We start from the raw sequence: 13,552 nt of genomic DNA, 5'->3' as shown, positions 1-13,552 counted from the left end.
TATCCAAACTCACATCTTATATCTTACATCTCATATCTCATGAGCAATGCGTAACCTTTGGATTTTCATCAGCAGATACAACGCATTTTTCCTGTTTATCATTTTTTTTACCATTGGGCTTTACCTAACGGTGAAGAACAACTCCTATCAGCGTAGCGTAACCTTAAACTCTACCAATGAGGTAGTGGGTACGGCTTACGAGAGGTTAAATGTTTTTAAGCGCTATTTAAACCTTGGAATGGTAAACGATAGCCTTGCTGCAGAAAATGCCAAGCTTAAAAGTAAGCTATTAAGCTTAACCACTGTTGATACCGCTAAAGATGTTAAGGTTGTTGACACCCTCACCAATCAGGATTACACTTACCTTGCCGCTAAAGTGATTAAAAACTCCATCACTTTGCGTAATAACATCATGACGATTAATAAAGGGAGCGTTGACGGCATTAAAGCCGGAATGGCCGTTATTGCACCGCAAAAAGGTGTGGTTGGCTTTATCCGCGATGTTTCTGAACACCTGGCAACCATCCAATCGCTATTACATAAAGACACCAAAATAAGTGTGACTTTGAAAAAGAATAACGCTTTGGGCTCACTGGTTTGGGGCGATGGCAATTTCGACGTTAAAAAGGCATTTATCAAGGAAGTACCCAACCACATTAAAATGTATGTGGGCGATACGGTAGTGACGTCTGGTTTTGCATCATTTCCGAAAGGAATTTTGGTGGGCAGGATCAGCAAGCCAAATGTAGCCACCAATGATAATTTCTTATCAGGCGAGTTGAATTTATTTACAGATTTTAGCACATTGCAATATGTATATGTGGTTAAATATAAAAAGGCTGAAGAGCAAAAAGCTTTAGAAGGCATCGCTAAACCGAATGAATAGTAGAATCATAATTGTAAATGTGATCAGGTGGTTTTTGCTACTTTTTGTGCAGATATTCCTGCTCAAGAATATGGGTTTTTACGACCTTTCTACGCCATTTATCTACGTATTATTTTTACTCCTGCTCCCTTTTGGTATTCCCAATATCGTATTGTATTTATTGGCTTTTGTAACCGGATTAACCCTCGATGCCTTTTATGATACCATGGGCGTACATGCTACGGCCTGTGTGGTACTGGCTTTTGTAAGGATTTCTTTTATTTCGATCAGTTTAAACCGCGACGCAATTGACGACCCCGAACCTTCTTTAAGTTATATGGGTTTTCAATGGTTTTCACTTTATGCTTTTCTTTGCGTTATTGCACACCACCTGGTGCTGTTCTTTTTAGAAACATTTAAGCTAACCGAAATTGGTTATACCTTAATGAGATGCGGTTTAAGTTGTATCTTTACACTGCTTATTATTTTATTGGTAGAGTTTATATTCTATAGAAGAACACCACGTTAATGGATCAGTTATTTAACCGAAAATATATCGTTCAAGGATTATTTATTGTAATCGCCCTGATTTTGCTGGGGAAGTTATTTTATATCCAGATCATTAGCGATAAGGCCTTCAGTTCTGCTGAAAGTAACGTGTTGCGTAAAATTTATAAATACCCTGCCCGTGGTGCCATCCTCGACCGGAACATGAAAGTAATTGTGCAGAACGAACCCGTGTACGATTTAATGGTTACCCCAAACGAAGTTAAACCCTTCGATACCCTTGGACTGGCCAATGCTTTAGAAATTACAGTTGAGGATGTGCGTAAAAAACTGAAAAAAGCAAGGGCACAATCTTCTTATCAGTCTACATTTTTCGAAAGGCAGATTTCTGTACAGAGTTACGCCCGTTTACAGGAAATTATGTACCGTTTTCCGGGTTTCAGGACGCAGGACAGAACGATCAGGCATTATCCTGATAGCGTTGCCGGACAACTTTTTGGTTATGTTAAAGAAGTGAGTCCGGATGATATTGAAAAATCGGAAGGTTATTATAAACCGGGCGATTTTATCGGAAAAAGTGGCCTTGAACGTTCTTATGAAGATTTTTTAAGGGGCGAAAAAGGGGTGATCAATACTTTGTACGATGCTAAAAATATTGCCCAGGGGAGTTATGCCAATGGGAAATATGATGTAAATGCCGTATCGGGAGATCGTTTAATTTCTTCTATAGACATCAGGATTCAACGTCTTGGCGAAGAATTGATGAAAAATAAAGTTGGTGCCATTGTTGCCATCGAACCTTCAACCGGAGAGATCCTGGCTTTTGTAAGTAGCCCGGGATATGATCCCAACCAATTTGTGGGTAAAGATTGGGGCAAAAACTACATGAGTTTGATTGCTAATCCTTACCGTCCGCAGATTGTAAGGCCTATTGCAGGACAATATTCTCCCGGATCATCGTTTAAACCTGTAGATGCTTTGGTAGCATTGCAGGATGGCGCAATTGATCCAAATACTACGTTTTTCTGTCCGGGCTATTACATGGCCGGAAACCATAAAGTAAAATGCGAGCACGTTGATGGTACCATCAACATGCAACGCGGTATTGCCCGTTCTTGCAACACCTATTTCTGCCATGTTTTTCAGAGCATCATTACCAAAAACGGCATGAAAAATCAACGCCAAACCTATGCCAACTGGCATGAGCAGATTTCTAAATGGGGTTTTGGTCAGAAATTGGGAATCGATATGCCTTTCGAAAAAAAGGGGATATTTTATCAGGGAGACCATTATGATAAAATTTATGGCAAACGCTGGGGATACACCACTGTAATTTCGCAGGCCATTGGTCAGGGAGAAATTACCTCTACCCCGTTGCAAATGGCAAACGTTATGGCGGCAATTGCCAACCGGGGCTATTATTTAAAGCCTCACTTAATTAAAGGTATCGGTGATAAAAATGTTGTTAAAAAAGAATATGTAGTTAAAAACTATGTAGGTGTAGATGAGAAATATTTCCCGATCGTAATTGACGGGATGCGCGATGCGGTAAACAGTCCGTGGGGAACAGCAAAAGAATCTCAGATACCCAATATTTTGATGTGTGGCAAAACCGGAACGGTACAAAACCCACATGGCAAAAACCACTCGGTTTTTATCGGTTTTGCACCAATGGATAACCCTAAAATTGCCATTGCAGTAATAGTAGAAAATGGTGGTTTTGGAGGTTCGTATGCAGCACCGATATCGAGTTTCATGGTAGAAAAATACCTAACGGATACCATTAAGCCACGTTCGAATGGCTATACCGTAAAAGCATTCTCCGAAACCAATCTTTTACCTGCTTTAATCGACAAAACAAAAAAGGTTAAATTAACCAAACTGGATAGTTTAAATCTTAAAAAAGCCGATTCACTTAAAAGGGTTAAAGACAGCTTAAAAATAAAACCGGCAATATTAAAACAAACTGTTGCTACCAAACCGAAAGTAAATCAACCCATTGTAAACCAAAAACCTGTAACCAATAAATAGAAGATGCAGCAACAGGGAAACCGTTTCTTTTTTAATGTAGATTGGATTACTGTTCTAATCTATATTGCTTTATGCGCAGTTGGTTTTATCAATGTTTATGCTTCTATCTACAATCCGGATAAAGCAGCAGGATTTGATTTTGCGAGCAGTTACGGTAAACAGTTGATTTATGTAATTACCGGGCTGATATTGGGTTTATCCATCTTATTGTTCGATGGAAGATTATTTAACGTATTTGCGCCCTTTATTTACGGTGCTACCCTCTTTTTACTCGTTGTGGTATTATTTGTTGGCCGAAATGTAGGAGGAAACCAGGCCTGGATCCCTATTGGTTCCTTTAGGCTGCAACCTTCAGAATTTGCCAAATTTGGTACGGCCTTGCTCCTGGCGAGGTATGTAAGCACGTTTAACCCCAAATTCAGGGATTTTAAATCAATTGTAATTGCCGGGCTTATTGTACTGGCCCCACTTTTATTAATCATGTTACAACCCGATACAGGTTCTGCATTGGTGTTCCTAGCCTTTATGTTCCCTTTATACCGTGAGGGTTTATCAGGTTATTTTCTTTTAATTTTCTTAGGAATGATTGTACTTTTTGTTGCCGATTTCCTGGTGCCAACTTATGTATTAATCCTTATCCTCACTACTATTGGCGGACTTTTCATTTATAATAACAGGAGGAAACAAAAAATCATCATCTCTACCGTACTGGTAACGATGATTGCCATTGCTTATCTTTTTGTGGTTAAAATTGCGTACGAGAAAGTTTTAGCGCCACATCAGCGTAGTCGTATCGAATTAATGTTGGGCCTTAAAGCCGATAACAAAGGTGCGGGTTATAATGTAATCCAATCGCAAATTGCCATTGGTTCGGGGCAGGCAACCGGTCGTGGTTTTTTACAGGGTACCCAAACTAAATATGGTTACGTACCCGCCCAAAGTACCGATTTTATCTTCTCTACCATTGGTGAAGAATGGGGTTTTATGGGATGTTCAGTTGTAATCGGCTTATACATGTTCCTCTTGCTTCGGTTAATCAACCTGGCAGAACGGCAGCGATCTACCTTCTCGAGGGTTTACGGTTATAGTGTAGCCTGTATCCTGTTTTTTCACGTATTTATCAATATCGGGATGACGATCGGGATTATTCCGGTAATAGGGATTCCACTACCATTCATCAGCTATGGCGGATCGTCATTATGGAGTTTTACAATCCTGCTGTTTATCTTTTTAAAGCTGGATTCTAACCGGATGGGGTTTATTTAAAAGTCGGGAGTCCGGAGTCTTTAGTCCAGAGTCGATATTTAGCGTAAAAGCATAGAGATTCGTCCTCCTGAATTCATTTCAGGATCTTAATAATATTGGTACAAAGATTTATTATTTAAGGCATTACAAATGCCAATCTCGATCATCATCGTTACAAACGAGGATGATGAACGATAGCTTGCAAAAAGTCATCATTTCAACCCCTTTGGAGAAATTTTTGAACTATCCAATGAGCATAGTACAAAGATTTCTCCATTTCGTTGCACTTCAGTCGAAATGACGATCCTATAAGAAATGTTTAACGCTATCCGCCAAACCCTTATCGCCCTCCGTTCTACTTACTAAACCTTCTATTTAACAGCTCGTAAAACTGATCTACAGTAGCCTGTTTGCTTGCCCAGTTATTTTTTGCTGCATAATTGTGCTGAAGGTAGCTATCTGCAGCCTCAAAGCTGTTCATCCTGTTGATGATATCAATCACTTCAGAATAGGCCAGATTATAGCCGTTAAAAAGCTCCCTGATAAACAGTAATTTTTCATTTAAACTGATTGCCTGTTTTAAATCAGCAATCGGAGCTTTAACAGGTTCATTATTCTGGCTGTTTGTTTTGGCCAATAAGTCGTTTAAACTTGGAGCCGGCTGAGAAGCTGTGGGCTGTGGAGTTGGTTTTACAGGAACAGCTTCAGGAGTAAATAGCGGACGCTCCTGCTCAACTGGAGGCGAAATAATAGGATCATCAAATTTTACATCCCTAAGCGCTTCTATGGGCTGACTTGCAACGGTAACCGGTTCTTCTTTTTTTACTTCAGCAATTGGCTCTTCAGGTTTAACTTCTACTACAGGTTCCGCTTGAGTAATTATTTGCGGTTCTTCTTCTTCGTGCGGAATTAAAAAAGGTTCAGGGCCAATTTCATCATCTTCAGCAGGCAAAACATCTTCTTGTGGAGCTAATGCTTCTTTTTCGTGTATCCTTTTTTTCTGTGCTAAAATTTCGGCCTCTTCTTTACTTAACGGACGGTCGAAAATTTCTTCTACAGATCCGATAGCTATCGGATTTGCTTCGTAATCAAACTGTGCATTTTCATCGTGGTTACCCAATACAAATTCAAAAGTATGGTCGTCCTGATCAGGTTTGAAAAAATCCTGATTTAAAATTGTTTCAGCCTTTTCTTCTTCAATTACCTCATCATCCCATTTTTCCTGTTCAGGCTTAACGTCAATACGTTCATCCTCTTCCTCAGCGGTCGCTATTTCTTCCAATTCCTGAGGTGCAAAGCTTTCGCTTTCGGCTGTAGCGATATTTTCAGCTTCTGGTAAAATGATTGTATTCTGTTCAGCCAACAAAACATGATTTCCAGCCTGAGGAGCTTTATCCTCTACTGCCGTATTCAGTTTTTTGACGATATTAACATGATCGGAAAGAAAATGGGCATTGGCCAGGAAAAGCTCCAGCTCCAAATCGTTTAATTGTTGAGGATTTTGAGCTAGGAACTGATATTGCTCATTTAATTCTGTTAAAATATTGCCGATTTTTCTGAAAATATCCTGTTGGTTCATCATAAAGTTAAAACGAATTTTTTAGCGATTTATGTTGGTAACTATGTGTCCAAAAATAACACATAATTCTCATATTTGTTCGGTTTAAAAATTATAGAGCGAACATAGGGGAATAAAAAATCGGGCATGTTATTTAGCGAACAAAATTTTAGGAGAAGAGGCGAATTTTCGGGAAGTATAGAAGTGGTATGTGGCTCTATGTTTTCTGGTAAAACCGAAGAGTTGATCAGAAGGTTAAAAAGAGCGCAGATTGCTAAATTGAATGTCGAAATTTTTAAACCCCGCACCGATACCCGTTACCACGAAACCGCAGTGGTATCGCACGATCTGAATTCAATCAATTCTACCCCGGTTGATAGTGCATCAGCTATTTTATTGTTGGGCACCAATACGCAAGTTGTAGGGATAGATGAGGCACAGTTTTTCGACGATGAATTGCCTGATGTTTGTAACAAACTGGCCCTTAGGGGTATCCGTGTGATTGTAGCAGGATTGGATATGGATTTTACAGGCAAACCTTTCGGTCCGATGCCGGCTTTGATGGCCATTGCCGAACATGTAACCAAAGTAAATGCTGTTTGTGTTTGCTGTGGCAACCCGGCACTTTACAGCTACCGTACCGCTGCTGATGAAGCGACTGTTTTATTGGGCGAAAAGGAAAGTTATGAACCACGGTGCAGGGCCTGTTATAATTTGGGTAAAGGATAGTTAGTTGGTTCATTAGTTAATTGGTAAATGCGTATTCTTTTTCTGAAGCGCAGTATCCGTGCTAAAATTAAAGTTTGTTCCCGTGTTTCGCGGTACGCTTCGGTCTTCGTACCTCAACCCTGCAGGGTACCTGCTGCACCCGGGGCTAGGTGGCAAAGCTATGCCTGTGAATTGAGAAACAAAATCCTCCTTTATTTTAATAATTGTCTGAAGTAAATTTAGCTGATATTTGTATCGTGAATATAAAAAACAATATCGTTTCTATTTTAGGTTGCGGCTGGTTTGGATTGGCTTTGGCCAAAAAGCTGATTAGTTTGAATTATGCTGTTAAAGGTTCAACAACCAGTCAGGAGAAATTAGCCATACTTCAGGCTGAAAATATACAACCTTATTTAATCAATTTTACTGCAGATGCAATTGTAGCCGGGGAAGCGTTTTTTGAAGCGGACACCTTATTTATCTGTATTCCACCAAAGCGGAATTCTACTGAGCTTCATGATTATCCCCAAAAGATCAAATCAATTTTAGCAGCTGCGAAAGATAAATCGAAAAATGTGGTGCTGATTAGCTCAACCAGTGTTTATGCAGATGAAAATAAAGCGGTAAATGAAAGCAGTGAAACCAATCCAGACACCGATTCGGGAAGAATTGTTTTAGCTGCAGAGCAGCTTTTTAAAGTATTATATCCTGAAAATTGCACAGTAATCCGCTTTGCAGGTTTAATTGGCCCCGACCGTAACCCTGGAAGATTTTTTGCCGGAAAAAGCAATGTACCGAATGGCCTGGCTCCTGTAAATTTGATCCATCAAACCGATGCGGTAGGTATTGCGGTTAAAATATTAGAGAAACAAGCCTTTGGCAGAACTTACAATGCCTGTGCTCCAAATCATCCTGCAAAAATGGACTTTTACACCAATGCGGCTAAATCTACCGGCCTTGCTGAGCCCAACTTTATTGCAGAAAAGAAGGATTGGAAAATTGTAGAAAGTTTGAATGTGCCTGAATTTCTGGGTTATGAGTTTGAGGTAGGGATTTAGTTATTTACCTTATTGTGAGTTGCATTGATTAGCCGCATCGTCATTCCCAACTTGATTGGGAATCTTAAAGCTTATTGCATTACGATTCCCACCTGCGTGGGAATGACGAACAATTTTTGAATCTACTTTTGGCACGATGGTAATGTCTTCATGAAATAATAGCGAACATTTAACTCAACAACCCCAATAATTCTTTCTTGGTCATGTTTTTAAACAAACTTCCGTCAGTCTGGATCAGATCTTTAACCAGATCCTTTTTAGTAGCCTGTAGTTTCATAATTTTTTCTTCGATGGTATCAGGGCAGATTAAACGCACCGCCATTACATTTTTATGCTGACCGATTCGATACGCCCGATCTATGGCCTGGTTTTCTACCGCAGGATTCCACCATGGATCTACGAGATAAACATAATCAGCTTCCGTTAAGTTGAGTCCCGTTCCACCTGCTTTTAAACTGATCAGAAAAACAGGGATGTCGGCATTCTGCTGAAAAGAGGTGACCACTTCTTCTCTTTTGCGCGTTTGCCCCGTAAGGTATTCATACCTGATTCCCCGGTTTTGCAATTGCTTTTTAATGAGATCAAGCATGGTCACAAATTGAGAAAAAACCAGTATTTTATGATTACCGGCCTTACTTTCAATCTGTTCCATCAGCACATCAATTTTTGAGGAAGCTTGTAAATAAGATTTTCCATCGGCCAATAAGGCGGCTGAATTACAGATCTGCCTTAAGGTGGTGATGCTTTTGAGTACATGCATTGAGCTTTTAGGCAGGTCATCTTCCTGTTTACCTAAAATAAAATCCTGGATTTCCTTTTTATTGGCTTCGTAAACCTCGCGTTGCTCCTCTCCCATTTCACAGTACAATACAATTTCAGTTTTATCAGGAAGTTCTTTAGCCACCTGTTCTTTATTCCTGCGGAGAATAAACGGCCTGATTTTTTTCTGCAATTCTTCAGCCCTCCGGCTATCCTTAAACTGATCGATTGGGGTAGAATATAAATCAGCAAACTGTTGTTTACTGCCGAAGAGCCCCGGACAAGCAAAAGACAGCTGTCCATACAGATCGAAAGTATTGTTTTCGATCGGTGTACCCGTCATCACCACTTTATTCCGCGATTGCAACATGCGAACGGCCTTATATCGCTGCGAATCTGGATTCTTGATCAACTGCGATTCATCTAAAAAGATATAATTAAAGCGGTAATCTTTTAAAAAGCGAATATCCGACAACAATGTGCCGTAAGAGGTTAAAATGATTTCATAATCATCAAAAGTATCAGTGGTTTTGGTGCGTTCGCCAGCATAAATGGTTTTCACCTTTATGGAGGGAGCAAATTTCTCTACTTCTGCTTTCCAGTTAAAGATTAATGAAGCCGGAACCACCACGAGGTTGGTATTGTGCTCTACTTTTTCACGCTGCGATAAAATGAAAGCCAAAATCTGTATGGTTTTACCCAATCCCATATCATCGGCCAGGCAGGCGCCAAAATTAAAATCATCCAGAAAGTTAAGCCAGTTTAAACCGTCTTTCTGGTAGTGGCGCAAAGTTGCGGTTAAACCTTTTGGTACTTCCACCTCCTGAATTGAATCAGTGCCTTCAAATTTTTGCTTGTACAGCTTCAATTCATTCTTTACTTCCCCATCCAGCAAAGCATCTTCATAAAGTTCGTTTATGGAAGCAAATTTAATTTTTGGGGTAATAATGGCTTCTTCGGTAAGTTCTCCTGCGCTAAAATAAGCCGCAAATTTTTCGATCCACTCATCTGGCAGTATCCCTTGTGTACCGTCGTCAAGCGTAACGAACTTGCTTTTGTTCCTGATTGATTTATGCAGGAGTTTCAGTGCAACCTGTTGTTTGCCGAATTTCACTTTTACTTTGGTCTCAAACCAATCAGTTCCACTCAATACCTCGATATTGATTTTAGCCTGAAATTCGCTCAGTTTATTATTTTTAAGCTGATTGAAGCCTAAAATATGAATGCCTTTATTCCGCCAAACTTCAAAAGCTTCGAGAAACCAGGCTGCTTCCAAAAACCGTTTTCGATGAAGATAAAATGAATCATAACTATTTTGCTCAAACAGGAAATCATTTTCCATCTGCTCATAAAAGTAGGGATGCGACCTGATTACATTCGAAATAAACTGAAGTTCGGCCTGCTCATCACGGGCAAGTTTAAAAATATTTCCCAGTTTATCCTTCGCCTGGATCTGTTTTTTAGACAACACAGGTATCTCCAAGTTCCCATAACGCATTACGGGTGTAAGGAGGATATAATCTTCAGATTCTGAAAGGTAGATCAGTTGCTCATTTTCGAGATCGAAACCTTTTTCTTCAATCTGACTTTTGGTAGCCGGTTTTAAATATGAATAATCGACATGAATGCTGCCTTCTAAAGGAACCAGAATTGTTTTTTGAAACTCCGGATACTTTGTTTTGTGCAGGATTAAGCGGTTACTCTGCTTTTGAAAAAAACCAATTACACGTAGAAAATCTAGTCTACCGATCAAATAAAGCTGATCTTTTAGTTTAACAAAATATTGATGTACCAATACCAGGTTATCCAGCTCGTAAGATTTGCCTTCAATAATCAACCGACCGGTGATTTCATAATAATCATCACGCTGGTTTACTGAAAGCCGTAAATCTACCTCCAGTAAATGCACATTAACCGCCGTAATGGTTGAGGCCTGAATTGCGGATGACTGTTTACTATCCTGCAGGTAAAATGAGATTCGCTGAGGATTTTTTACAATTGCCCTTAGAGCCTCTATCTCCGCATCATTCTGATCGGCATTGTAATTCTGCTGAAAAGTGGTAATGCCACTATAAAATTTCACCAGATCATGATCGTCGGTTTTAAAAAGCAGGTCATTTGGATTAACGCTTTTAATGGGATTTTTAACCTTGCCGCTTTTAGTGGTTTCAGCTTCGAATAATTCTACCACTAAATTGTTGTAATAGCGGTGTTGGCCCAATACCAGAATCATTTTAGCCTTGTCACTTTTGGACTGCAGTTTTACTTTAGCATTTGCTGGCGGCAATAAAAGTTCCTGTAAATTTTGCTGGGCTTCTTTATTAAATGGTTGCAGGGCATCCATTTTTGGGCGAATATCTAACTGACCGTTTTCGTACCGGAGGTTGAACAAAAGATCGAAATCATTTTCCTTTTCCAATCCGTAATCGACCGCAATTTTGGCCAGCTTTTGCCTGCGGAGATTAGCATCAAAGAAAATCAGTAATTCCTGACGTTGAAGAATATTGTACAAAACCCGAGCCTGATGTTCGCAGAGTTTATTTTTTGGCGCAGCACAACGACAAGAAAGTTTTACCGAATTATCATTTTGCTGCAGCTGAACAATTGGAAAGGCTAATCCAGATGCTTCATCGCTAAAAGCGGCATAATCAATCTCTATCTGCTCCGGAAAAAGCTGGTAAAAGCCTTTAACATCGGTATGAATCAATCCGCTTAAATGTTTAAGAATAACAACCTGACTCAGATCTTTCAGGTTAAAATCCTTTAAAATATAATCGTAAGGATGTTGTTCTGAAAGCTGCTGCGCTGTTACCTGTTCACTCATTTAAACTAAAATAGGGTATTTCGTTTTATAAACTCACGTTTAGGTTTAAGTGGCCACCTAACCCAACTTTAATAATCCTCATTAAAGTTGAAAGTCTAATATCGCTTGCATTATTCTCAATTCTAGAAATGTAGGTTTTTGTAGTACCGCATTTTTCGGCAAGTTGCTCTTGTGTCATGCCTTTTTCTTTCCGGAGTTCTTGTAGCATTGCACCGAGTTTAAAACTCTCAAATTCCTGTTCGTAATTTTCTCTACTTTCTGTACCTCGCTTACCGTATTCGGTATCCAAATGAACGGCAAATGATGTCAATTTATTCTTTTTCTTTTCCATCGAAATATTTCTTTTTAAGTTTCTCCGCTAATTCGATTTCATTTTTTGGAGTTTTTTGGCTTTTCTTCTGAAATCCATTTACCAGGATGATCAGTTGACCTTTATCGAAAAAACTAAACACCCTGAAAATATCAGAACCAACTTCAACCCTAATCTCAAAAAGCCCTGTAGATCCTGTAATGTGCTTAAAATATTTTTCAGGGATTTTTTCAAGCGTAGCGATTAGTTGTAATGTCCAATTGAATTTTTTCTTTACGTTAGGCTTAAGCTTTTCGTAAAAATCCAAATAATACTCTTCAAAGTAGAAAATGTCCCTGATAAATTCTTCGTTAATTAACCAAATTTAAGCCAATACAAAGTTAGCTAATTAGATAACAAACTCCAATGTTTTGGTTAAAATAAGTTATAGTGATTTAGGAAGATTCAAATAAAAAGAATCAAGCTAACTATAGACTTTATAGATTCGCTACTACATTGCACCACGCTGCTATTAACAAATTACAATAAAAAAGTCGTCATTGCGAGGCCCGAAGCAATCTTAAAGCGCACGCTGGTCACGATCGTTGTAAGATTGCTTCGTCGGCTGAAAAAGCCTTCTCGCAATGACGAATTTGGTTTTTGTTACAACGATTTACGCAAGTTCAAATAGAAAGGAACTTCGATTTTTTCGGTTTTTCCATTGAGAACAAACTCCGCTGCCTGTGCACCTAGTTTGCTAAAATCAGTAGAAATAGTCGTTATTCCATCTAAAATAATTCTTTTCAACGGGGTTTCATTATAAGATATTACGCCAACATCTACACCAATTTTAAGTTTTTGAGCAATTAAACGTTCAATCAGCATCACCAGATCGTCTTCCATCAGGTTAATATACACTTCACCAGGACTAATTTCTTCATCTTTGATATTGTGGATCACTTTATGGTCGAAAGCATACTGCTGGCAAAACCTGTAAAAACCCGTTAATATCTCGTGTGGGAAATAACTATTTTTTGGAAAGATAATTTTTAGGGTACGGTAATGAGAAAGCCGGTCTAAAGCCTGTTCCAGGGCCGCATAAATGTCCTGTGCGAAATTTTCATACGCCGCAGCATAATCTCCTGTAATCCCGGGCAGCAATTTATCAAGGATCACCAGTTTCTCTTTTGGAATGGTATTGATAATTTCGTGGGCATTTTCGCCCCCTTCTAAAAAGTGTGGAATGATCACAAAGTGCGAATAATCATCACGTTTGGCCACTATCATCTTCTTGAACAGCGCAAAATCATTGTTGTAGATATAAAAATCTATCGCCGCACGTTCGCCGATGGTTTTGGTAAAGGAATCGTAAATGATTTTTTTGTGTGTACTGAGCTTATTAAAAAGCAAACAGACCTTTAATTTTCTCGAAAAATCGGTATTTACGATAAAATAACCCTTACCAGGTACAGAATCAACCACCCCCAGTTTCCGAAGGTTACGGTAACCTTTTTCGGCGGTATCCCTCGACATTTCCAAACTGAAACTCAACTCGTTTATGGATGGCAACAAACTATTTTTAAGAAGTTTACCACTTTCAATAGCGGCCAAAATTGCATTGGTTAACTGCTTGTATTTTGGCGTTGATGAATACTCATCAACTTTTATGTAGGGGATTAAATCTTCTGGTTTCAAAACGGTTACATTG

The 13,552-nt window shown here is 39.2% G+C and carries 11 protein-coding genes; 6 read left to right on the top strand and 5 right to left on the bottom strand.

All coding sequences use genetic code 11. The features are described 5' to 3' along the window. Nucleotides 1–46: 46 nt before the first annotated feature. Genes mreC through rodA form a run of 4 tightly spaced genes read left to right on the top strand, consistent with a single transcriptional unit; the run spans nucleotide 47 to nucleotide 4,669 of the window. Nucleotides 47–886, top strand: coding sequence for a rod shape-determining protein MreC (gene mreC / locus H9L23_RS03605; RefSeq protein WP_187593707.1), 840 nt, complete (start codon nucleotides 47–49; stop codon nucleotides 884–886). Continuing rightward, complete coding sequence (locus tag H9L23_RS03600; RefSeq protein WP_187593706.1) at nucleotides 879–1,394, top strand: rod shape-determining protein MreD; 516 nt, start codon at nucleotides 879–881, stop codon at nucleotides 1,392–1,394. The genes mreC and H9L23_RS03600 overlap by 8 nt, the downstream gene beginning before the upstream one ends. Then, nucleotides 1,394–3,403 (top strand): penicillin-binding protein 2, encoded by a 2,010-nt coding sequence (gene mrdA / locus H9L23_RS03595; protein WP_187593705.1) that lies wholly within the window; start codon nucleotides 1,394–1,396, stop codon nucleotides 3,401–3,403. The genes H9L23_RS03600 and mrdA overlap by 1 nt, the downstream gene beginning before the upstream one ends. 3 nt (nucleotides 3,404–3,406) lie before the next feature. After that, on the top strand, nucleotides 3,407–4,669 hold the full coding sequence (rodA, locus tag H9L23_RS03590) for a rod shape-determining protein RodA (protein ID WP_187593704.1): 1,263 nt from the start codon (nucleotides 3,407–3,409) through the stop codon (nucleotides 4,667–4,669). A 334-nt stretch (nucleotides 4,670–5,003) separates the two neighbouring features. Here rodA and H9L23_RS03585 read toward each other — a convergent pair whose 3' ends face one another. Beyond that, nucleotides 5,004–6,230 (bottom strand): hypothetical protein, encoded by a 1,227-nt coding sequence (locus H9L23_RS03585; RefSeq protein ID WP_187593703.1) that lies wholly within the window; start codon nucleotides 6,228–6,230, stop codon nucleotides 5,004–5,006. Nucleotides 6,231–6,353: 123 nt separating this feature from the next. Here H9L23_RS03585 and H9L23_RS03580 point away from each other — a divergent pair, with 123 nt between their 5' ends. Continuing rightward, nucleotides 6,354–6,935: a thymidine kinase gene (locus H9L23_RS03580; protein ID WP_025146756.1), complete on the top strand. Its 582-nt coding sequence runs from the start codon at nucleotides 6,354–6,356 to the stop codon at nucleotides 6,933–6,935. 203 nt (nucleotides 6,936–7,138) lie between these two features. Next, nucleotides 7,139–7,972: an SDR family oxidoreductase gene (locus H9L23_RS03575; protein ID WP_187593702.1), complete on the top strand. Its 834-nt coding sequence runs from the start codon at nucleotides 7,139–7,141 to the stop codon at nucleotides 7,970–7,972. Between the two features lie 169 nt (nucleotides 7,973–8,141). Here H9L23_RS03575 and H9L23_RS03570 read toward each other — a convergent pair whose 3' ends face one another. The 4 genes from H9L23_RS03570 to H9L23_RS03555 form a co-directional block, all read right to left on the bottom strand. Beyond that, complete coding sequence (locus tag H9L23_RS03570) at nucleotides 8,142–11,555, bottom strand: DEAD/DEAH box helicase (RefSeq protein ID WP_187593701.1); 3,414 nt, start codon at nucleotides 11,553–11,555, stop codon at nucleotides 8,142–8,144. Nucleotides 11,556–11,580: 25 nt separating this feature from the next. Next, nucleotides 11,581–11,886: a helix-turn-helix domain-containing protein gene (locus H9L23_RS03565; protein ID WP_187593700.1), complete on the bottom strand. Its 306-nt coding sequence runs from the start codon at nucleotides 11,884–11,886 to the stop codon at nucleotides 11,581–11,583. Further along, nucleotides 11,867–12,172 (bottom strand): type II toxin-antitoxin system RelE/ParE family toxin, encoded by a 306-nt coding sequence (locus H9L23_RS03560; RefSeq protein ID WP_246474841.1) that lies wholly within the window; start codon nucleotides 12,170–12,172, stop codon nucleotides 11,867–11,869. Before H9L23_RS03560 ends, H9L23_RS03565 begins: the two co-directional genes overlap by 20 nt. A gap of 335 nt (nucleotides 12,173–12,507) precedes the next feature. Further along, on the bottom strand, nucleotides 12,508–13,539 hold the full coding sequence (locus tag H9L23_RS03555) for a GntR family transcriptional regulator (RefSeq protein ID WP_187593699.1): 1,032 nt from the start codon (nucleotides 13,537–13,539) through the stop codon (nucleotides 12,508–12,510). Between the last annotated feature and the right edge of the window lie 13 nt (nucleotides 13,540–13,552).

Source organism: Pedobacter roseus, from assembly GCF_014395225.1.
In the GTDB taxonomy this organism is placed as follows: Bacteria; Bacteroidota; Bacteroidia; order Sphingobacteriales; family Sphingobacteriaceae; genus Pedobacter; species Pedobacter roseus.
Note: the sequence above shows the minus strand (reverse complement) of the source record. Positions and strands in the feature narration are given on the sequence as shown.

What these genes read in the sequence shown, in the direction of transcription:
- mreC (WP_187593707.1), top strand. Translation starts at nt 47, where the DNA reads ATGCGTAACCTTTGGATTTTCATCAGCAGATACAACGCATTTTTCCTG.
- H9L23_RS03600 (WP_187593706.1), top strand. Translation starts at nt 879, where the DNA reads ATGAATAGTAGAATCATAATTGTAAATGTGATCAGGTGGTTTTTGCTA.
- mrdA (WP_187593705.1), top strand. Translation starts at nt 1,394, where the DNA reads ATGGATCAGTTATTTAACCGAAAATATATCGTTCAAGGATTATTTATT.
- rodA (WP_187593704.1), top strand. Translation starts at nt 3,407, where the DNA reads ATGCAGCAACAGGGAAACCGTTTCTTTTTTAATGTAGATTGGATTACT.
- H9L23_RS03585 (WP_187593703.1), bottom strand. Translation starts at nt 6,230, where the DNA reads ATGATGAACCAACAGGATATTTTCAGAAAAATCGGCAATATTTTAACA.
- H9L23_RS03580 (WP_025146756.1), top strand. Translation starts at nt 6,354, where the DNA reads ATGTTATTTAGCGAACAAAATTTTAGGAGAAGAGGCGAATTTTCGGGA.
- H9L23_RS03570 (WP_187593701.1), bottom strand. Translation starts at nt 11,555, where the DNA reads ATGAGTGAACAGGTAACAGCGCAGCAGCTTTCAGAACAACATCCTTAC.
- H9L23_RS03565 (WP_187593700.1), bottom strand. Translation starts at nt 11,886, where the DNA reads ATGGAAAAGAAAAAGAATAAATTGACATCATTTGCCGTTCATTTGGAT.